This window comes from Methanococcoides sp. DA23, from assembly GCF_057593895.1.
Genome location: NZ_CM172520.1, coordinates 2,290,925 through 2,311,374, shown reverse-complemented (window position 1 = coordinate 2,311,374; position 20,450 = coordinate 2,290,925). Strand labels below are relative to the sequence as shown.

General features: G+C 45.5%; 23 protein-coding genes. 10 read left to right on the top strand and 13 right to left on the bottom strand.

Annotated elements, in window-relative coordinates:
• Positions 1 to 9: 9 nt before the first annotated feature.
• The gene (locus AC20MK_RS11460; RefSeq protein ID WP_487355937.1) at positions 10 to 249 is read left to right on the top strand and encodes a pro-sigmaK processing inhibitor BofA family protein; all 240 of its coding nucleotides are present in this window, start codon (positions 10 to 12) and stop codon (positions 247 to 249) included.
• Here the strand turns inward: AC20MK_RS11460 and AC20MK_RS11455 are convergent.
• From AC20MK_RS11455 to AC20MK_RS11440, 4 genes are all read right to left on the bottom strand, one after another.
• A complete protein-coding gene (locus tag AC20MK_RS11455) occupies positions 223 to 888 on the bottom strand; it encodes a class I SAM-dependent methyltransferase (protein ID WP_487355936.1) in 666 nt (221 codons plus the stop codon). The genes AC20MK_RS11460 and AC20MK_RS11455 overlap by 27 nt on opposite strands.
• 2 nt (positions 889 to 890) lie before the next feature.
• Complete coding sequence (lysS, locus tag AC20MK_RS11450; protein WP_487355935.1) at positions 891 to 2,477, bottom strand: lysine--tRNA ligase; 1,587 nt, start codon at positions 2,475 to 2,477, stop codon at positions 891 to 893.
• A gap of 64 nt (positions 2,478 to 2,541) precedes the next feature.
• Positions 2,542 to 3,591: a decarboxylase gene (locus AC20MK_RS11445; protein WP_487355934.1), complete on the bottom strand. Its 1,050-nt coding sequence runs from the start codon at positions 3,589 to 3,591 to the stop codon at positions 2,542 to 2,544.
• Positions 3,588 to 4,562 (bottom strand): deoxyhypusine synthase family protein, encoded by a 975-nt coding sequence (locus tag AC20MK_RS11440; RefSeq protein ID WP_487355933.1) that lies wholly within the window; start codon positions 4,560 to 4,562, stop codon positions 3,588 to 3,590. The genes AC20MK_RS11445 and AC20MK_RS11440 overlap by 4 nt, the downstream gene beginning before the upstream one ends.
• A 120-nt stretch (positions 4,563 to 4,682) precedes the next feature.
• Here AC20MK_RS11440 and AC20MK_RS11435 point away from each other — a divergent pair, with 120 nt between their 5' ends.
• The 4 genes from AC20MK_RS11435 to AC20MK_RS11420 all read left to right on the top strand — a co-directional run bounded on the left by AC20MK_RS11435 (position 4,683) and on the right by AC20MK_RS11420 (position 8,252).
• Entirely contained in the window at positions 4,683 to 5,225 is a 543-nt protein-coding gene (locus tag AC20MK_RS11435; protein ID WP_487355932.1) for a pyruvoyl-dependent arginine decarboxylase, read from the top strand.
• A gap of 96 nt (positions 5,226 to 5,321) precedes the next feature.
• Positions 5,322 to 6,002, top strand: a complete 681-nt coding sequence (locus AC20MK_RS11430) for a metal-dependent transcriptional regulator (protein ID WP_487355931.1) — start codon at positions 5,322 to 5,324, stop codon at positions 6,000 to 6,002.
• Positions 5,983 to 7,959 (top strand): ferrous iron transport protein B, encoded by a 1,977-nt coding sequence (gene feoB / locus AC20MK_RS11425; protein WP_487355930.1) that lies wholly within the window; start codon positions 5,983 to 5,985, stop codon positions 7,957 to 7,959. Before AC20MK_RS11430 ends, feoB begins: the two co-directional genes overlap by 20 nt.
• A 74-nt stretch (positions 7,960 to 8,033) precedes the next feature.
• Entirely contained in the window at positions 8,034 to 8,252 is a 219-nt protein-coding gene (locus AC20MK_RS11420; protein WP_487355929.1) for a hypothetical protein, read from the top strand.
• 10 nt (positions 8,253 to 8,262) lie between these two features.
• On the opposite strand, the gene AC20MK_RS11415 is transcribed toward AC20MK_RS11420, so the two are convergent.
• The 7 genes from AC20MK_RS11415 to AC20MK_RS11385 form a co-directional block, all read right to left on the bottom strand.
• A complete protein-coding gene (locus AC20MK_RS11415) occupies positions 8,263 to 9,048 on the bottom strand; it encodes a C15orf41 family protein (RefSeq protein WP_487355928.1) in 786 nt (261 codons plus the stop codon).
• A gap of 3 nt (positions 9,049 to 9,051) precedes the next feature.
• Complete coding sequence (locus AC20MK_RS11410) at positions 9,052 to 9,684, bottom strand: endonuclease (RefSeq protein WP_487355927.1); 633 nt, start codon at positions 9,682 to 9,684, stop codon at positions 9,052 to 9,054.
• Between the two features lie 133 nt (positions 9,685 to 9,817).
• The gene (locus AC20MK_RS11405; RefSeq protein WP_487355926.1) at positions 9,818 to 10,300 is read right to left on the bottom strand and encodes a hypothetical protein; all 483 of its coding nucleotides are present in this window, start codon (positions 10,298 to 10,300) and stop codon (positions 9,818 to 9,820) included.
• 29 nt (positions 10,301 to 10,329) lie between these two features.
• Entirely contained in the window at positions 10,330 to 11,178 is an 849-nt protein-coding gene (locus AC20MK_RS11400) for a ribose-phosphate diphosphokinase (RefSeq protein ID WP_487355925.1), read from the bottom strand.
• 114 nt (positions 11,179 to 11,292) lie between these two features.
• A complete protein-coding gene (moaC, locus tag AC20MK_RS11395) occupies positions 11,293 to 11,781 on the bottom strand; it encodes a cyclic pyranopterin monophosphate synthase MoaC (RefSeq protein ID WP_487355924.1) in 489 nt (162 codons plus the stop codon).
• 17 nt (positions 11,782 to 11,798) lie between these two features.
• Entirely contained in the window at positions 11,799 to 11,978 is a 180-nt protein-coding gene (locus AC20MK_RS11390; RefSeq protein WP_487355923.1) for a hypothetical protein, read from the bottom strand.
• A gap of 13 nt (positions 11,979 to 11,991) precedes the next feature.
• Positions 11,992 to 13,437 (bottom strand): NAD(P)H-hydrate dehydratase, encoded by a 1,446-nt coding sequence (locus tag AC20MK_RS11385; RefSeq protein WP_487357109.1) that lies wholly within the window; start codon positions 13,435 to 13,437, stop codon positions 11,992 to 11,994.
• A 149-nt stretch (positions 13,438 to 13,586) separates the two neighbouring features.
• Between AC20MK_RS11385 and AC20MK_RS11380 the strand changes: the two genes are divergently transcribed.
• The 3 genes from AC20MK_RS11380 to AC20MK_RS11370 are packed head-to-tail and all read left to right on the top strand — an operon-like array spanning position 13,587 to position 17,158.
• Positions 13,587 to 15,089 carry an NAD-binding protein gene (locus AC20MK_RS11380; RefSeq protein ID WP_487355922.1) on the top strand — a complete coding sequence of 501 codons (1,503 nt, stop codon included), beginning with the start codon at positions 13,587 to 13,589 and terminating at the stop codon, positions 15,087 to 15,089.
• An 18-nt stretch (positions 15,090 to 15,107) separates the two neighbouring features.
• Positions 15,108 to 15,818 carry a YkgJ family cysteine cluster protein gene (locus AC20MK_RS11375; RefSeq protein ID WP_487355921.1) on the top strand — a complete coding sequence of 237 codons (711 nt, stop codon included), beginning with the start codon at positions 15,108 to 15,110 and terminating at the stop codon, positions 15,816 to 15,818.
• Positions 15,819 to 15,871: 53 nt separating this feature from the next.
• Positions 15,872 to 17,158 carry a 3-isopropylmalate dehydratase large subunit gene (locus AC20MK_RS11370; protein ID WP_487355920.1) on the top strand — a complete coding sequence of 429 codons (1,287 nt, stop codon included), beginning with the start codon at positions 15,872 to 15,874 and terminating at the stop codon, positions 17,156 to 17,158.
• Positions 17,159 to 17,329: 171 nt separating this feature from the next.
• On the opposite strand, the gene AC20MK_RS11365 is transcribed toward AC20MK_RS11370, so the two are convergent.
• Positions 17,330 to 17,734, bottom strand: a complete 405-nt coding sequence (locus AC20MK_RS11365) for a CBS domain-containing protein (protein WP_487355919.1) — start codon at positions 17,732 to 17,734, stop codon at positions 17,330 to 17,332.
• Between the two features lie 264 nt (positions 17,735 to 17,998).
• On the opposite strand from AC20MK_RS11365, the gene AC20MK_RS11360 reads away from it, so the two are divergent.
• Complete coding sequence (locus tag AC20MK_RS11360) at positions 17,999 to 18,298, top strand: phosphoribosyl-ATP diphosphatase (protein ID WP_487355918.1); 300 nt, start codon at positions 17,999 to 18,001, stop codon at positions 18,296 to 18,298.
• A gap of 7 nt (positions 18,299 to 18,305) precedes the next feature.
• Here the strand turns inward: AC20MK_RS11360 and AC20MK_RS11355 are convergent, their stop codons facing one another.
• Positions 18,306 to 19,181 carry a CBS domain-containing protein gene (locus AC20MK_RS11355; RefSeq protein ID WP_487355917.1) on the bottom strand — a complete coding sequence of 292 codons (876 nt, stop codon included), beginning with the start codon at positions 19,179 to 19,181 and terminating at the stop codon, positions 18,306 to 18,308.
• Between the two features lie 175 nt (positions 19,182 to 19,356).
• On the opposite strand from AC20MK_RS11355, the gene AC20MK_RS11350 reads away from it, so the two are divergent.
• Entirely contained in the window at positions 19,357 to 20,439 is a 1,083-nt protein-coding gene (locus AC20MK_RS11350) for an NOG1 family protein (protein ID WP_487355916.1), read from the top strand.
• The last annotated feature ends 11 nt before the right edge of the window (positions 20,440 to 20,450 follow it).

Here is a 20,450-nt window from a genome sequence, read left to right as displayed (position 1 = left end):
AATATGGTAATGGAACTAATTATAGTGCTGGTTGCGATCATTGCAGCCCTTTTATTGTACAAAGTGCTTAAGACCATCAAGAATATGGTTGTAAACACGGCGATTGGTATCGTTATCCTTCTTGTGGCAAAGTTCGTGCTGGGGATAAACATCGCATTTACCTGGGTAACTATACTCGTGTGTGCACTGGCGGGTGCTGTCGGTGCCTTGCTTTTAGTTCTTTTAGCTTATCTTGGTATCACTTTCTGATACCTTTTGAATGATGCCGTTGACCATGTGGCGGGTATAGGACTCGCCTTTGAATATTTTTTTTGTGATCACATCATTTATGTCGTTCGTGGCGAATCCACTGAAAAGGGTTTGAAGTTCTTCCTTTGTAAAATAGTGGTAGATTATCCCGCTCTGGCGAACGAATGTATGCTCTTCTACCTCTTCTCCGCCATATCTCATATCCTCTATGCCGAAGACCTCGAGGAATATCATCCCTCCGGGCCTTAACACACGTTCAAATTCACATACAGCTGTTTTCCTTTCTTTTCTGAGAAGGTGCTGTAGCACTCCGAAACAGACAATGGCATCAAAACTGTTGTCCTGGAACGGAAGATGGGTGATGGAAGCAGTGGAGTGATGTGCCTCCCTATCCCTTTTTGCCAGGTACTCTCTGGAAGCTGTCAATGCCTTTGTGGATACATCGATACCCACACAATCGTAAAAATTAGATAGGGGCAGAAGGTGGCGACCATTGCCTGAACCGGCATCAAGGATGCACCCCTTTTCAGGTATTCGGGAGCGTATGGCATCTATGGGTGCTGCTCCGCCCCATTTCACATGGGAGTATTCCTCCTCCCATGCTGTGAAATGTGATATGGTCGCTCTACCTTCTGTCATATTCAGGGTCTGTACAGGGCTGCTTCGCTGAAGCGCTTTGCAAGGAAGTCCTGGTCGATGGATGAAAGGAACCATCCGGCCTTTGGACCCGACTGCTGGCCAAGTACTGATGTATAGATGGCCTTGAACATATCCTTGGGATTTATCTCCACCTCATCAACGCTCAGTTTTTCAACTATCTTATTGTTAAGTTCTGAACCTGCTTCCTTTGAAGAATAGACGAGGTTATGATAATCTTCGCCTGTCAGTTCTCCGCTGTTCCCGATGATCTCTGATACTGCACCGAGGAATGCTTTCTGTTCATCCGTGAGGCTGGCTGTCTCTTCAGGCAGTTCGTCCTTCACGCTGAACTTTGCAAATGGAGGTGCGTACATCTCGAGCCAGTTAGCGACATTGGCCACAAGCTCCCTTACACATTTTTCGTTGGTGGTGTCGTAGCCGGCACGCCCAATGATCTTCATGATCTTGTCGAAGTCCCCATGTGCTACCTGGGCAATGGTGGTCATGTGCTTGAACGGGATATCGGTATGGCAGATGCCCTTTGCGTGGGAGAGCTCCAGTACGCGCTTGTTAAGCCCTTCGATCTCAGCGTTCGAGTTGAGGCGTTCATATTCATCCACAAGTGTCAGAAGTGGCTGTGCTGGATCGAACTTGATGTGTTTTTCAGGCTTTGTGCGCATGATGAGGTAACGCAATACTTCCGGTGGCACTACTTTGAGCATGTCGGATATAGATACGACAACGCCGCTTGATGATGACATTGCTCCCTTCTGTCCGAGCATGATCCACTCATATACTATGGGCTGTGGGGGCTCGTGGTCGAATATCTCCCTAACTATCCTCTTTCCGGTATCGTATGAACCACCTCTTGAAGCATGGTCCTTTCCAAAGGGTTCGACCGTTACATTCAGCATCTTCCATTTTGCAGGCCAGTCCACACGCCATGTGAGCTTTCCACCGCCGATCATCGAGACCGTGCCGGAGTGTCCGCAGGAACATTCATAGTCAACGGTCTCTGCATCTGCATCGAATCCGGTGACAATTGCGGTATTGATCTTCTTACATTCCTGGCATATGGGATTGAAAGGACTCCACTCAGGAAGGACATCCTTTCCTGATACTTCTTTCAGGATCTTCGCGATATCATCTCTTTTGATGAGGGCTGCCTTGATAGCTTCGACAAACCTTCCGCTCTTGTAAAGCTCATCTGCACGGTAGACCTTGGGGTGTATTCCCAGTTTCTCAAGACCTTCAAGGAAAGGTGTTAGGAAGTGCTCTGCATAGCTCTTACATTCCCCGCATGGGCATGGGATCTCGGAAATGGGTTTTCCCACATGTTCTGCATAGCTTTCAGGGAGGAAAGGATAGACCTTACGGAGGGGGTCGTAATTATCTGCAATGTAGATGAACTCGGATTCGAGTCCTGCATCGTTCATTGCCCTGTAAGCTGCATCAGCAGTTACGACCTCTCTCATATTCCCTATATGGATGTGACCGGAGGGGGTAATTCCGGTGGATACCAGATGTTTATTGCCATTTTTTGCTGCTTCTTCAGCAATGACATCTGCCCAGTGTGTAATTTCAGTCATTTTGATCACCGATAATAAGATAATTGATGTACAGATTGGATTTCAATATTATAAGTTTTGGTTTTTAGTCGATAATTTCCGTTACTATCTCTTCAAGGTCACAGAAGTTCGACCAGAAATTGTAGGCTCCTGCATTGATGAACACCAGCTCATCACCAATTTTAGGTTCATCCTTCAGGTAAACCCTATACCTGAAAAGGTCCATGGAACAGGGTGTGCACCCTTTCACAACATAAGGTTCCCCACTATCGTTGCCGCCCTCTCCTTCAATTCGAAGTTTCACTGGGACCAGGATCGCATCCATGTCACTGTTGTATACGGATGCGTTCACTATGATATTGTTATCATATACCCCTGTTATGTGGCTCACAAGTTTCCCTGCAGGGGCAGCTATGAACCTCCCTGGTTCTATCATGAGCTTGATGTCCTTCTCATGGAGCCATTCCCGAAGTTCGGATATGCGTCTGAATATTCCGTTTATGACATCGACATTGGTGTTGGCATATTCTGAGGGAAGTCCGCCCCCGATGTTCAGTATGTCGATGGCTTCCAGTGTTCCTTCTGTGAGCGCATCCTCTATCTCAGGCTGGATCTTCCATTCGTTCACGTTCTGTGTTTTCCTGTGGAAGTGGACCCCAAGATCTTCGATGTTCGGATTATCTTTAAGCTGAGATATCCTTTTGTTGATGGTGTCCGAGCTCATTCCGAAAACGAAGTAACGCTCGGTGCGTATGGAGTGTTCCTTGAGCTTGAGGCGTAGCAATAATGTGATCTTCCAGTCGGTATCATCGATGGTCGAAAGCAATGTGTCGAGGTCGAACTCGTTATCAACTGCAAAGGAACGGATGCCTTTCTCGTAAAGCTCCCTTATCATCTCTGGTGTCCACGCCTGCGCCAGGAACAGCACCCTTGACATGTCCTTTGTGTGCTTCAGTTCGTTCGGCATGTGGACACTCAGGAGTCCATCGGTCTCAGCTTCGATCAACGGGCTGACCTTCGGGTTCGTCTTTGAGCTGAATGCGACAATATCCGCCACTTCCTTGACCTTGCGGTACTGCTCAAGTATTATATTCTTTGAAAGGGTGAATCTCGGTGCAGATACTGTACTGTTCATTTTACCACTCCTGTGGTCCTGTTCTCCTGCAGCCCTTTAAGCAGACCATCGGCTGCCAGTTCGTCAAGTGCCCTTATCATTGCCAGGGGGAAGGTTATGCTCACATCCCCTATTACAGTGGCAACATCACTTTCATCCTTGACCTTTCCCCATGATTTTGCTTCATTGGTGTTGGCTCCTGACATGCTCCCTGAGGTGCGGTGTGCAGTTGTCATATATACTGCGTATTCAGCACCTCCGTTCAAAAGGGTGCTCAATATCGCATGATGTTTCGAGATGGATCCGCCAAGGGCTATGACGCCCTTGCGGTCATCATGACTGCTGGCAAAAAGGATGTTCCCGAAGTCCTTCACCACATCCACAATGAAATCCGGGTGTTCCTGCTGGAACAGATATAGGTGGAATCCGAAGGCTCCATCGGTAATGGCAGGGCAGAATATAGGCACGTTGTTCTTTGCAGCCTGGTAGAGGATGGAGCTCTCGTCATCGAGCATAAGTCCTATCTCCCTGAGCATCTCAGAAACTGCCCAGCGGTTTTGCTTTTCGTAAAGCTCTTTGAGTATCCTGTCGACGAGACTCTCGAAGTTCATGTAGCTCTCTGTTTTGATGAGCAGGTTCCCGACTCGGTTGATCCCCTGTTCATGAAGTTCCACATCATCAGTCTGGAAAGAGCCTATCTGGAAATCCTCTCCTGTGGCCTTCATTATATCCTCTTCAAGACCGCCTACGGTGGTGACTATCACATTGGCAATGCCAAGATCGATGAGCTGTGCAAAGAATCCGCGAAGCCCTGAAGTGACCATGTTCGAGGTAAATGTAAGGAAGACCTTTGCAGAATCCTTTTTCATCTTCACGATCACATCGGATGCCCGCTGAAGCTCTACGCTCTGGAATCCTATGAACTCATAGGAATCGACAAGCTCAGAAACTCTCATGTCCTGCTTCCATTTAAGGTCCTTTACTTTTACCATTAAAGATCACCGTTTAAGTATGAGGGTGATGGAATCTTTGAATCATATATAAATGTTGGTCTGTTCCTGAACGATTCTGCCAGCGAAACATATTTAAGTCTCTTCTCAATAGCCTTCCCTATGATCCCCCGGAAAGCATTCGTGGTAAAAGGCACAGGCGTGCACAAGGATAAACTGGCATCGTTCGAGCTTGCGTTAAGGGATGCGGGAATTGAAAAGTTCAATCTTGTGACCGTTTCAAGCATACTGCCGCCTAACTGTGTCATCGTTCCAAGGGAAGAAGGCCTTGAGGAACTTGCTCCGGGGCAGATAGTATATTGTGTCATGGCAAAGAACCAGACCAATGAACCGGGACGTATGATCGCAGCGGCCATTGGGAACGCTGTGCCGGCTGATAGCAATGATTATGGGTACATTTCCGAACATCATTCTTTCGGAGAGGATGAACGGACAGCAGGGGTCTACGCAGAGGACCTTGCAGCTACAATGCTCGCTACAACACTTGGCATCGAGTTCGATGCTGATTCGGCATGGGGGGAAAGAGAAAGGGTGTATAAGGCGAGTGGTCATATATTCGATACTGTTCACTATTGCCGGTGTGCAAAAGGGGATGGAAACGGGCTGTGGACAACGGTCGTTGTTTCCATGGTATTTGTTCTTTGAATTAGTATGTATCCGAATAATTTTCGGCATGGCTAACCACAATTTATATATTTAGAACAGGGATTATAGCCACACATATACTATAGTGTGAACAAGATGACCGGCGATCGTATAGAAGAATATCTTGAAACGATAGATTCCCTTGGTAAGAGCCGTGGGACTCCCGTCAAGAGCAAGGATATTGCTGAAGGGCTTGGCGTATCTCAAGCTTCCGTTTCTGAAATGGTGCAAAAGCTGACGGATGAAGGGCTTGTGAAACACGAACCTTATCATGGCGTTGAGCTCACAAATAGGGCTGTCCTTCAGGTGAACAGTATTCGCCGTAAACACCATGTTATCGAGAAGTTCCTTTCTGATGTACTGGCCCTCGAACCTGAGGTTGCACATAATGAAGCCTGTGGGCTTGAACATACGGTATCTGACCTTGTAGTGGAGAGCATGTGCAATTACCTTGGTAACAACAATATCGATTGCAAACCCGCAGATGGGAATGAACATTGTCCTTTCAAGGAGAGCTATGTTTCTCTGGCCGACCTCAAAGAAGGGGACTGTGGTACGGTAGTCATGATGACATTGTCAGACCCCTCTAAAGAGCGTCTGAGCTCACTTGGAATGATAACCGGCGAGAATATAGAGGTCAAACGCAAGCAAAAACAGGGTTCTACTTCTATACTGACCCGTGGGACCGAGATTGCTCTTGGAAATGAGATCGCTAAGAAGATATTCGTACGTTTGGGTATGAGGAAGAGGTATCCACGTGGAAAAGACAGAAATTAATGATGGGTCTGCTGCGAATATACGTAAGGCGAGGTCGCCTGATTTCGACATGACCATAGCCTTTGTGGGCAATCCAAGCGTAGGCAAAAGTGCATTCTTCTCCCGTCTGACAGGTGTGGGAGTTGTAGTGGCCAATTATCCCGGAACCACTGTGGAGCTTACACACGGCAGTGTCAATGTAGGTTCCAAGAAGCTCGATGTTGTCGATCTTCCGGGTATCTATTCTCTGGGTGCATCAACTGAGGATGAGAAGGTCGCAAAACGCTATCTTTTGCGTGAATATCCGGATGTCATCATCAATGTGGTGGATGCTACCCGTCTTGAACGCAATCTTTTCCTTACACTTCAATTGCTTGAGCTAAAAATCCCCATGGTGGTGGCACTTAACCAGATGGATGCTGCAAAGGAAATGGGTATCGATATAGATATCGAAAAGCTTTCCGAGACCCTTGGAGTGCCTGTGGTACCTACCATCGCCACCAAAGGCGTGGGCCTGGAAGAAGCTGTCCTCGTGGCTATCGATGAGAAGGTTTCCATTAAGGACAGGCATAGGGTACATTACGATAATCATATTCTTCGTGCAATTAAGAAGCTGGATGAGGACTTTCCGGAGATCGGATATGGTATCAAGGTCAGGGCACTGGAAAGGGATGAAGAGTTCGTTAAATTGAGCTGTCGCCCTCACGAGGCCGACCTTTTGTTAATTACCTCCGAATCCATTACCGATGATATTGAAAAAGCACATGGCATGTCCATTTCGGATACCATCGTGCGTGACCTTTACGGTGAGGCCGGTTATATCGTTGACAGGGTGACCACTCAGGTAGAACATAAGGTCACATTCAAAGAAAGGATAGATTCAGTGCTCACTTCGGAATATGTGGGCATTAGCGGACTTGTTGCTGCATTGCTATTGACCTTTTTTGTAGTTTTTACTGTGGGCGGTTTTCTCGAAGAGGGCATCGTTTCCCTGTTCGAGACCTTTCTTATCTCTCCGGCAGAAAGTCTGCTTGCAGGCTCACACCCTGTTATCAGGAACGTTATCATCTATTCTCTTCTGGGAGTCGAGGCAGGTTTCGCTATCGCTATTCCCTACATTGCAGTGTTCTACGTGATACTGTCACTCTTCGAGGATTCCGGCTATCTGACAAGGGCATCCTTCCTGCTTGATAACTGGACGCATAAGGTAGGGCTTCATGGCAGGGCCATCATTCCCCTGATACTTGGAATGGGCTGTAATGTCCCGGCAATAATGTCTACACGCACCCTGAATACGGTCCGTGAGAAAAGGATAGCATCTGTACTCATAGCACTGACACCATGTTCTGCAAGGACCGTGATAATAATTGGACTTGTGGGCACCTTTGTGGGATATTGGGCAGCCATTTCCATCTACGTGCTTGAGCTTGTGATAATCTTTGCCACTGGCTGGGTGCTCGGAAAAGGGCTTTCTGGGGAAAAGACCGGTCTTATCATGGAAATGGCCCCCTTGCGGAAGCCGGACCAAAGGGCCACTTTCCAGAAGACCTGGTTGCGTGTCCGTGAGTTCATGTATGTTGCATTTCCGTTACTGGTGATTGGAAGTGCACTGCTTGGTCTGATCGATGCCCTGGGTGTCCTGGATGTGTTCCAGAATGCAGTGGAACCTATCTCAGTGGGGATATTCGGATTGCCGGCATTTGCAGCAACCGCGCTTATCTTCGGCATACTCAGGAAGGAAATGGCGTTGCAGATACTGGCGGTGCTTGCCGGAACTGCAAACTTTGCCCTGGTGCTCACACCCCTGCAAATGTACTCCTTCGCGGTCATTACCACCATCTATATCCCATGTGTTGCAACCATTGCAATACTTAAGCACGAGCTTGGATGGAAGGACACAACTTTGATATCACTTTTTACCATCACACTGGCACTGGTCATCGGTGCACTGATAAATATGGTCGGAATGAACCTTTAAAACTCGATCTATCCAATTTATCTATAATATTTCTAGCTCGGCAGGTTTTAATAGTACTAAACAAACTTATCTATATGACCCGTATCAAAGCAATTACTGAAAGGCCTGCAATAACCGCTCTGATGGATATTTTCGAGATGAGCAACCTGCGTGCACCGGGGTTCGATGAAGTCTCTGATATGCTCGAGATGATGGGTACGCATGCCTCAATAATGGATGGTGCAGTGTCATATGAGGAAGAAGAGGTCTCCCATGTTCATACACTGAGCATCATGGACATAAAAAGAAAATGAGTTATTTTTTTCAAAGGGTCGAACTCAGAAGTTCGTCTATTTCTGCATCTATTTTTGTATCCAGGTCCATGTAAAAAGTGTGGTCACGTATTAGATTGTCTTCAAATTCTATGGTATCAAGGTGGCCGTACCAGTAGATCACCATTCCTGTGCCATAATCTCTTTCATAATGCTGGAACTGCTTTTTAAAATAGTAGGCGTGTTCTCTTTCATCCCCGAACATTGCCTTGCTTTCTATCCACTCGATCTCAGTGCCATCAACATATAGGGTCTTGTCAAGGAAAAAATCCGGTGTCTTCTGCATTCCCAGTTCTCTCAGGTCTTCTTCAGTGCTGTAACCTAACCTGTGGTGGTCAAGCCACTTGGCTATAATATCCTCTCCCATCTTTCCCTTTGCAACCTGAAGTGCATGTGCTTTAGGGGAGAAGAAATGGTCCGAATCTATCGCATCTTCTATTTCACTGGCAAGTCTTCTGTTGTCCAGTGTGTCCAGATTCTTGAGAACATGCTTTTTAGAGTAACCCAGTTCCTTGATGATCACACTTGCCATTAAAGTAGCTGGGACATCATTATTCTGTGCCAGTGCATTGATGGTCATACCCTTTTCCCAGAGATATTGGAAGTTCTTTCCCTTATTCTGAAGATGTCCCATCTTTCTTTTGACCTTTGAGACCGTTTTCTGATTGAGGATAGCAGCAATGACCCCTGTGCTTTCTTCAAATTCAATAGCTAATATCTCTATATCTTCAAGGGTGTTCACCCGCTGATATATCTGGAGGTAGGTCTCGTTTTCCATTTTTTAGTCCTCTCCCTTTGAGCCTTTGGTAAGTATACAGTCGTCGCACTGTTTCTTTCCGCAGTAGTTCTTAGCATATTCCACTATCAATGCGTGGTATTCTTTATAGAGCGACACATCTTCTGGGAGGTTCTTTTCGAACATCTCCTGAAGTTGCATATAATTGCCTTCAATACCGATACATTTCATGATCCGTGTTGTATAAGCATCGATCACGAACTTCGGTTTGTCAGCAGCATAAAGGACAATACTGTCGGCAGTCTCATTTCCCACACCATTGAGGGAAAGCATGAGTTTGCGCAACTGGGTTGTGGGTAAGGAAAATACATTGTCCATTCCTTCCCTTGCAAAGAAACCTGCAATATCTTTAAGACGCTTTGCTTTCTGTCGGTAAAAACCACAACATCTAACAAGTTCTTCAATAAGTTCCAGGTCAGCTCTTGCAAGTTTCTCGGGTTCTATAAGGTCATACTTCTTCAGACCTTCTATGGCCTTCTCGACATTGGCCCATTTCGTTTGTTGTGTCAGTATTGTGCCTATCACAACTTCAAAAGGAGTGTCAGCAGGCCACCATTGAAGATGTCCTATCTTTTCGAGGAGCGCCTCGTAGATGTAACTGACATGTTCGTTTTTCATCTCATTTTATAGATGTTCTCTTATTATATAACCATTGAAGCTCTCTTCAGTAAAGGCAGAAATGGAAAAACATCTCTTGAGATGAAGTTAATAATGAATGCAAAATTAAATAAAAATTAAAGGGGTTAGATGCTTATTTCCAAAAATCCTTCTCATAATCCTCAGAAATATCCCCAAGGTCCATGATCTTAGCTAACTTATCCTTTTTGTCGCTATTTTCATTCGAAGAGGTGGTCTCATCGACCATTTCCGTATTGGGATATGAAACATGTGATTCGATCACGGTGGTATCCTTTGATTCCATAACAATGGTTTCTATTATCTCACTAATGTGAGGGACCATCTCTTCCTTTTCTTCGATGGTCTCCTCCACCATGGTGAATATCTCTGGTGTATGTGTCCTGGTCGTTGCCTCGGAGCTATGCCCAAGTCTTATGCGAGTCTCTTCAGCATATGTGTCGTGAGGAGCCCCTATCGGATCACTTTGTTTGTGAGTGGCACGGTATCCGATGGAACAGTTCTCCTCCCTCGTACGCCAGTCTATATGGTAGAGGTAGCATTGCTCTTTCTTGCATCGGCTTTCGTTGTTCTGTGGGCATATATCGGGTAACACCATGGTAGACCACTTCGTTATGCTTATGTTTCTCAGAGGTTCTTCAGGAAATCAGCAATTAGCGGGGCAACACTGATGTTGCTTTGTGCTTTTTCAAGGGTGTCCGATGCGATTATGTCATGGACGCCAGCATTGTAAAGCCTTAATACACCGTTCTTGGTAAGCACAGGATGAACGCAGGCGATGTAAACATCCTTGGCGCCCTGGCTACGAAGCAGCTTTATGGATTCTGCCATCGTGCCTCCCGTGGCGATCATATCGTCTATGAGGATGATCTCTTTTCCTGTGACATCGATGTTCTTCGTCTTGATGGTGACAGTGTCCCCGGAATGTCTGGTCTTTTCAAGGTAATCGTACTCGATCCCCACATCCGCGGCTGCACTTTCTGCAAGGGCAATAGCTCCTTTGTCAGGTGCGATGATAAGCGGATCTTCCAGACCCAGGGACCTGATGTAATTCCCTATCAAATGGGATGCATCAAGGTCAAAGGAATCCGCATTGAAGTGTTCCAGTACGCTCTTCTCATGAATATTTACCGTTATGACCCTGTCTGCATGGATGGTCCTTGCAATGGCACGTGCACTGATCGCTTCTCCAGACCGGAATGATTTATCCTGTCTTGCATAGCCCATGTAAGGTATGACCACTGTGATCGTGGGTGCATCCTCGCAGGCATCGATAAGCTGCAACAGGGAAATGAGGTCTGCGTCTGTGGGTGTGCTCTGTATAATGGTCACATCATCGACAATATCTTCGAGTATCCTTGTATAGACCTCTCCGTCGGGAAAACGGTTGAATTCGCAAAGGGTTGGTTCCATATTTAGTTCTCTTGCCACGCGTGATGCAAGTAACTGTGATGCAGGTCCTGCTATGATCTTCAAATGATGTACCTCTCTTGTCTCGTTTTGTAGTAATCGAATTATCAGCCAATGAACTTTCCTATTTACATTGAACCATTAAAAGTCATTGGTTTGTAATGGTCTCTTTCGCTTTTCTTACAACATGGATATTCTCATAATGGTCTCTTTCACTTTTCTTACAACATGGATATTCTCAATGGCAGTTGATGGGTAATTACCGGTATTGTCCTTTTCGGCAGACTTTACCATGTCCCATACCGTAAGAAGTGCAACTGACACTCCTGTAAGTGCTTCCATTTCAACACCTGTTCTTCCCACTGATCTTACTTCAACGTTAGCAGTAACATCACTTTCACCTATCTCAAATTCCACATCCACGGAAGTGATGGGTATCTGGTGACACATGGGTATCAGGTCCGGTGTTCTCTTTACTGCAAGTATGGCAGCGGTCCTCGCCGTAGCAAGGACGTTTCCTTTTTCCACACTTCCACTGCTTATCTTCTCGACAGTTTCTTCATGAAGTTTTATCTTTCCGGAAGCTGTCGCATACCTGACAACCGTGTCTTTGTTACTTATGTCGACCATGTGGGCACGGTCATCTTTAATGTGACTGAATTCCTGCATTAACGTTTCTCCAATATTTAATCGATACGCACCTGTTTCCTCTGGTCATAATCAATTATTGCATCCTGCATTTTTGACATGAGTTCCCGGGCTTCAGGGATCGAGAGCTTGACGATCTCCTCGTCCTCTCCATGACTTACTACTACACGAACCCGATTCCTTTCTATATCGACTATTATTTTTCTTTCTGTATCCATATTCCCACTCCCTTTATTTCATTACTTCTGTTATCATATCAATGATATCTGTTGCAAGCAACCCGTGCCCCCGTCGTTCAAAGGCAAGGTCTCCTGCCACTCCATTGATATAAGCTGCACCACATGCCGCCTCCATTGCAGGCGCAATTGCAAAAAGAGCACCTGTGATCCCGGCAAGAACATCTCCTGTGCCGCCTACCGTCATTCCCGGATTTCCGGTATTATTGATGGCGAGCCGCTCTCCGTTGCTTATGTGGTCCTCTTTCCCCTTAAGCAGGACAGTTACATTGTTCTTCTTTGAGAACTCAAGTGCGTCCTCTTTGCCATTTCCGGCCAGTGCAGTAAATTCTCCTGCATGTGGCGTGATGATCATTTCAATGTCTTTCTGGACCGGAAGGGCTATCCCGTAAAGTCCGTCTGCATCGACAACCACTTTTTTGCAAAGGGGTACGATCTTCGAGACCGTATCTTTCGTCCTTTCGTCCCTCCCAAGTCCCATCCCCATGACCACTACGTCATGGCCTTCTATGAGCTTGGCAACGGTTTCAATATCCTCCTCACACAGGATATTGGAAGAAAGGGATCTCACAATGATGTTCGGTGAGTATGAAGCTATGATGTCTGCAACATTTGCAGGGGCTGCCACTGTCACTATGTCTGCACCGGTGCGCAGTGCTGCCATGGCAGTGAGTGCAGGGGCACCGGAGTAAGGGCCGCCGCCGATAATGAGCACCCTTCCATGTTGTCCCTTGTGGCTGTCCCTTGACCTTGTTCGGAATGCAGCGATATCCCCTTGTCCAACGTAGGTCTCAGCATCCTCGCAAACCCCTATGTTGATGACCTTGACCTCGGATGTGTATTCTTTAGCATGGTCTGATGCCAGCCCCCTTTTCATCCTGTGGAAAGTGAGGGTAACATTGGCCCGTACCGATCTATCGAATTCCCCTCCATCAGCATCGAACCCTGAAGGAACATCAACAGCGACCACAGGAATGTTTGAATCGTTGATAAGGTCTATCACGGTTGTTTCAGTTTCCCTTAATTTTCCGGTGATGCCTGTTCCCAGTAATGCATCCACTATCAGGTCTGCGTCATCAAGCCAACCAGTTGCTTTAAGCTGTTGGGGGTCTGTTATTTCAATTAAACTTTTAATTCTACAATGTTCAAGTAGATCGAAATTGTGCCTTGAGTCCTGTGTTCTTATTCTCGAAGCCGATCCAATGAGTGCAATATTGACTGAAATTGCAGGGTCGTATGCCAGATGTCTGGCAGCAACGAAAGCATCGCCTCCGTTATTCCCCCTTCCTGCAACGATGAGCACATTTCCTTTTTGAATGCGTTCCTTCACTTCATGTGCAATGGCAGCCCCGGCATTTTCCATAAGCTGGAGTCCTTTTAATCCCATTTGCTCACAATTCTCATCGATCGCTTTCATCCTTGAAGATGTCATCCCCTTCATGTTCCTCATATATTCTTCTGTTTGCATCGTATTTAGTTCTATCAATCTGGTTATTTTGAATTCAATAAGTGCGGATCGGGCATGTGTTCATTTCCGGTGGACGCGTTCAGGTATATATACGTTTTCCGAAAGACGCTTAATAGCGAACAATGAATTATAGCTTACGAGGAGGTATCAATATACCCACTTTGAAAGAAATAGATGTCCCGGACAAGAAGTGGCAAAATCCCACTTATCTGATCTTGGGAAGCGGCAGTATCGGTTTTGCTGTCGCAAAGGAGCTCCGTGAGCTCGATAAAGACCTTATAATCGTTGATAAGGATTCGCAAAAAGTTGAAACATTACGCGAAGATGCGTATGAGGCTATTGCAGGGGATATTTCTGACCCTGAGGTCTACAAACAGCTGAACCTCAAAGAGCTTACAGGCGTTCTTGTTCTTAGTTCTGACAATGAGGCCAACAAAAAGGCACTTGAGATAATACCCACTTTGGGTATAAATGATGCTTATTGTGTGGCAAGAGCATCAGATGCCATCAATCTGCAGGAGATGGAAGCTCTCGGTGCAGACCTTGTGTTAATGCCATCCCGATTGGTTGCAAAATCGCTTGCAAGATCGCTTGGGCGTGCAGAGGTTGTTCACCGTGGGAACAAGCTGTCCCAATGGTTCAAGGATATGTCCGGCAATGCACTTGCTATCGTAGTTCATGATAATCCTGATCCGGATGCTATTTCCAGTGCACTTGCACTGCAAAAGATCGCGGATTCATTTGATGTTAAGTCCTCAATATTGTATCATGGTGAGATAGGACATCAGGAGAACAAGGCATTCGTGAATCTGCTGGGTATCGATCTTAACAGGATGGAAGAGCATAGCCTTTCTGATTTTTCTGATATCGCAATGGTGGATTGTGCGGTCCCGGGAGCTAATAACATGTTATCCCCTGGAATGCATCTTGGTATCGTTCTGGACCATCATCCACTGGGTGATGCTGATATCGATGCTGATTTTGTGGATATTCGTCCTAATGTGGGAGCATCTGCAACGATACTCACCAAATATCTGCAGGAATTGAACATCGAGATCGAACAGGTTCTTGCAACAGCTTTGCTTTACGGTATCAGGACCGATACATTGGATTTCAAGAGAAATACCGATTCAGCAGATCTTTCTGCAGCTGCTTACCTTTACCCATTGGCAGACCATGATATACTTGACCAGCTCGAACGCCCTTCAATGTCGATCGAAACGCTTGATATTCTGGGAGAGGCTATCCTTAACAGGCAGGTCATTGGTAGCTATCTGTTGTCGAACGTTGGTGTCATAAGGGACCGCGATGCACTTCCGCAGGCATCGGATTACCTTCTCAGCCTTGAGGGGATCTCTACATCAATTGTTTTCGGTGTGTCCGATGACCGTATCTTCATCTCAGGTCGAAGCAATGACATCAGGATAAATCTCGGTGAGGTCCTTAGAAGGGCTTTTGGAGAAAAGGCTGCAGGAGGTCACTCCAATGCTGCAGGAGCACAGATCCCGCTTGGGGTTTTCAGTGATATAAAGGATAGGCAGACACTTCTCAGACTTGTCAATGAGGCAGTTGTTAAGAAATTCCTTAAAGCGGTCGGTGTTGATGAGAATACGGAATTATCTTGAATAACTTGTAGGTTGGTCATGTTCTCAGATTATCGGCAGCGTTTGGTCAATGAACTCAAAGAAGAGCTTGAAGCTGCCGAAAATATTTCTTTTGAAGATCTGGCATCACAGATACTTAGTATAGGTTTTTCCTGTTCCATGTGTGGGGAATGCTGCAGGCGTTCCTGTGGGGACAACCGTGTTTTTTTGACATCTTCTGATATACGTTCATTGCAGGCTTCCTCCCTTGATGCTGTGATCATTCCAATGCTGCCTGATATTCCTGATGTTCCTCTTGAAGATGCTGTAAATGGGTATGCCAGGGAGTTAGAAGTGGATTCTCAGGGCAGGTATCATACCTTTGGATGGATGCTGAAAAGGAATGCGAATGGCAATTGTTCTTTTATTAGTGAGGATGGCACGAACAGGTGTGGTATCTATGATCGCAGGCCTATGCTTTGTGGTACCTATCCTTTCTATATCGAGTGTGGCAAATTGCTGACCTCTGAATGTGAAGGTCTGGGCAAGCCTATTTTCGACGAGGATGCTGTTTTGCTCGCAAAGGTCCTGCTGGACAGGTATGTTACTGAGCTGAAAGATACTGTTCTCCTTTATGAGAAATTCGAGGCCAATGACCCCTCTTCTCCTGTTCTCGCTCCCTCAAAGAGTTCTTCAGATACTGATGATGTCATTTTTGTCGTGCACGATCATAATGGCAATTCGGAGTTTGTAATTAAATTGGATAAGTGAAGCTGCTAATCGATTGTTTTATTTATAAGGTACTCATAAATGCAGTGATTACCATGTCCAATACTAATGATCATCCAATGACGATCTCTGAGAAGATCTTTTCAAAAGCTTCAGGAAAAACGGTTAAAGCCGGAGATTTCGTACTTGCGAACATCGACCGTGCAATGACTCACGATATAACTGGTCCCCTTGCAGTAGATGGTTTTTATGACATCATGCGTGACAAGGAAGAGAAAAAGGTATGGGACCCAAGCAAGATCGTGATAGTCTTTGACCATCAGGTTCCTGCCGATTCTCTCAATGCTTCTGCAAACCATATCATGCTCAGGAAGTTTGCAAGGGAACAGGGAATTTTGAACTATGATGTCTATGAGGGCGTATGCCATCAGGTCATGCCTGAAATGGGCCATGTAAAGCCCGGTGACCTAATTGTGGGATCTGATTCTCATACTTGCGCATACGGTTCCCTTGGTGCATTCTCTACTGGTGTCGGTTCTACTGATATGGCAGCAGTGTTCGCATCAGGTAAGCTCTGGTTCAGGGTACCTGAGACCATCAGGTTCGAAGCCAATGGAAAGCTTCCAAAACACGTCTATTCAAAGGACCTTATACTGCACATGATAGGTGATGTCGGTGCAGAAGGTGCAAGATATATGGCTGCTGAGTATGCAGGTTCCACCATTGAAGGCCTTACGATGTCCGAGCGTATGACCATCTCCAATATGGCAATTGAGATGGGCGGTAAAGCAGGTATCATTGAAGCTGACAAGACCACAGAGGCATATCTTAAGGAGCGTATTCCTGATTACGAGTTCGATCCATACTGGAAGTCCGATGAGGATGCAGAATATGCTGAGTTCCATGATTATGATGTTTCCGACCTTGAGCCACAGGTGGCATGTCCTCACAACGTGGACAATGTAAAACCGGTTTCTGAAGTGGAAGGTACAAAGGTCGATCAGGTATTCGTAGGTTCATGTACCAACGGTCGCTTTGAGGATATCAAGATCGTGGCTGAGATGATGGGTGACGAGCCTGTTGCAAAGGATGTACGTCTTTTGATCATCCCTGCATCAAGGACCGAGTACATGAAAGTGCTGCGTGCAGGATACGTGGAGCAGTTCATGGAAGCCGGTGCAATTGTGGAAGCACCATGCTGCGGGCCATGTATGGGTGGTTCCTTTGGTCTGCTTGGTGATGGTGAAGTGGGGCTTGCAACATCCAACCGTAACTTCAAAGGAAGGGAAGGCAGCCCTGAATCATTCGTATATCTTAGCTCACCTGCAACAGCTGCAGCATCTGCACTGACCGGTGTGATAACTGATCCAAGGAAGATCTGAGATTTCTCTCAGTTCTTTTTTCTAAGTTGACCAAAAAAGATATATTAGAATATTGATAATTGGGGGTCGACGTTGGTATAAACCAACAACAATTCCGTCATATTGTGTTCGGATTACACACCAACGTCAATACCCTATTTTATTCTTCATTATTTTAGCATGCTGTCTCTTTTATTTCCTAAACAGCTCTTTTATGATGTCACTGGTGCTGATTATCCCTATTGGTCTGTAGGATGCTCCAACGGTCTCTTCTGACATGACTATCAGGCGGTGTACCTTTTTATCGACCATGATGTCAGCAACATCGTGAACGGTTGCAGTTGGGCTGACAGTTTCCACAGAATCCGACATAAGGTCTTCCACAGATGAAAGCTCCCAGTTCTTATTTTTCATCTGTCTTAAGATATCAATATCAGATATGATCCCAAAGGTCTCGCCGCCATCCTCGATGGCCACAACTGTGGATACGTTCTGGTCAGCCATCACCTTTGCTATCTCCGCCGCATTCGACTCAAAAGGTACTGTTACTACTCCCCTTGTCATTACGTCCTTAACCTGCATACTTTCTGCTATCAAGATATCTTCCTCCCTTGTGTCTAAAAACAATCTGTCTGCCAATACGGATGGCTTCAAAAATACTACAATATTTATTTTGAGAGTTTAGCTATAAATAAACATCGGGTAGTGCATGATGTCTTCAATGGAACATTGGGGGATTTTATGTGTGGGGGGATGATATGCGGAAATGTCATTGAAATCCTTTTTAAAGATGTAATCCTATTAGCTAGATAGACTGGATCCTATGGTCCTAAAATTTATGTTCAATATAGAGGTTTTCCAATGACTGATGCAGATATGTCTGTTCTGAACGAAGTATTCGATGTGATAATGGACCGCAAGAACAATCCTGTGGATGGTTCTTATGTTTGTTCTCTTCTTGACCACAGGAAAGGTATAAACAAAGTGCTCGAAAAAGTAGGTGAGGAGACTGCTGAAACGATCCTTGCTGTTAAGGATAATGACCGGGCTGAGATAATCTATGAGACCTCAGATCTGTTATTCCATCTGCTGGTAATGCTTGCAGCTACTGACATCACTCTTGAGGATATTGCTGAAGAAATGAAAAAAAGAAGGCATTAAGGTCATATCAGTATATGACCAGTTCATGCAATACATCTGTTCTTGATATCATTCCTCTTGGAACTCCATCAATGGTTACGATAAGCCTTCCGATGTTGTGTTCATTGAACATATGAGCTGCATCACTAAGGGATGATTCACCATCTATGGTAATGACATTCTTTGTCATTATATCCTTTATTTTCAGGGTCATCTTCCCGCTTGCAAGGGTTTCCCCTATGTCCATGAAAGTTACTATTCCCACTATCTTTCCATTATCTTTCACTGGGGCGCCGTGTATCTTGTTCGTGATAAATATCCGGGCAGCTTCTTGTATCGTGGAATTCGGCTCCACAGAAATAGTGTCTTCTTTGATGTAATGTTTGATGGATCTCTTTGGTAGGGATACCATTTCCGTTATTTCAAAAAGAAGTAAGTTCTCAGTATCATCCCGGCCAACGACCTCTCCTCGCACTATCAATCGGTTCACTGGTGTTGGTCCTACTTGTACCTTGTCTCCACTGTTGAATGCTTTGATGTTCCCAAGCACTTTAATCCTGCCATTGCACAGGTCCGGATGTCTCACTGTTGTGAAACTTATCTCTGCAACAGTGGCACCTTTTACAACCTCTTCATTCTTGTAGATGGGAACTTCTGCTTCCTTGTCCATCGCAGTGACATTCAGGGCTTCGTATGCATTACCGGTTGCTCTGTATCCGCCTTTTGGACCTGGAACTCCCTCTACAAGTCCCAACATTTTAAGGGACTGCATCTGATTCCTGACAGTCCCCGGGTTCCTGTCTATTAACTCGGCGATCTCCTCACCTTTAACTGCTGATGCCTTCTGACGTTGAAGGTTGATCAATTCAATGATTATCTCTTTTTGAATGGGGGTTAATTCCATAAGCTCACCGTTATCTCCTAATGGATTTATCTGAATAGGGCTATATATACATGTTGTAAGAATTGCAATGAATGATAATTAATAATCCTTTATTTGAGAGCTATACTTCGAGGAACACTAATATATAGCTTATGCGAGTTTGAAGCTGATTATAGCTAATTATAGGTAAAAGATCATGATATTTGAGAAGATTCACACGGTTCCGACTTCGGACGAGCTTATTGATAAAGCGTTTCGGAGGGCAGCGCGTGCAAAGGCAGGAAAGACGGTAAGGGATAGGGACGGTGCAATGAAAGCACATGAGTCTATGATAATGACCTCTGGGAATATCCTATCTGACAATCTTGCAAATACTGTCAGGCGTTTTCCAAACTTTGATGATCTATCTGATTTTTATTATGAGCTTACTGATATCGTAGTAGGTATTGATGACCTTCGTATCGCTCTTGGGTCTGCTGACTGGGCAAGTAACAAGATCCATGAGATCTCAAGGGAATATGTGGGTAAGATAAGAAAGAGCAAGGACCCGGTAAAGACCCGTAAAGAGGCATTTGGCCGTATGAGCTCTGTGATGGCTACTGTTAGTAAGCATCTTATCTTCCTGAACGATGCCCGTAATATGATGAGGAAGTTCCCGGATGTGCGCGAGGAACCTACAATTGTAGTTGCAGGTTATCCTAACGTTGGGAAATCAAGCTTTGTTGCAATGGCTACCGGTGCAAGACCGGAAGTGGCATCTTATCCTTTTACTACAAAAGGTGTTCTTATCGGACATTTCGAGAGGAACCATGACAGGTATCAGGTAATCGATACTCCTGGTCTTCTTGACAGGCCGATGTCTGAAAGGAACGAGGTGGAACTTCAGGCGATCACTGCGATAAAACATCTTGATGCAGTTGTACTTTTCATTCTCGATGCAAGTGAGACATGCGGTTACGAGATCGCTGATCAGAAACGTCTTCTTGATGAAGTCGTGGCAAACTTTGAAATGCCGGTCTATGTTGTTGCGAACAAATGTGACCATGATCTCTTCAAAATACCTGATTTCGTTGATGTGAAGATGTCAACCGCAACAGGTGAGAATCTCGATTCTATCGTCGATAGGCTTGTTGAGCTGATCGAAGAGACCAAGAATGAAAAGGAAGCAAAAGAAGCGGCTGAAGAAGCAGCTAGAGAACTAAGCGAAGAATTGGCTGAAGAAGCAGCTAAATTAAGCGAAGAATTGGGTGAAGAACTCGATAAAGCCGATCTTGAATGAATTTCAAGGTC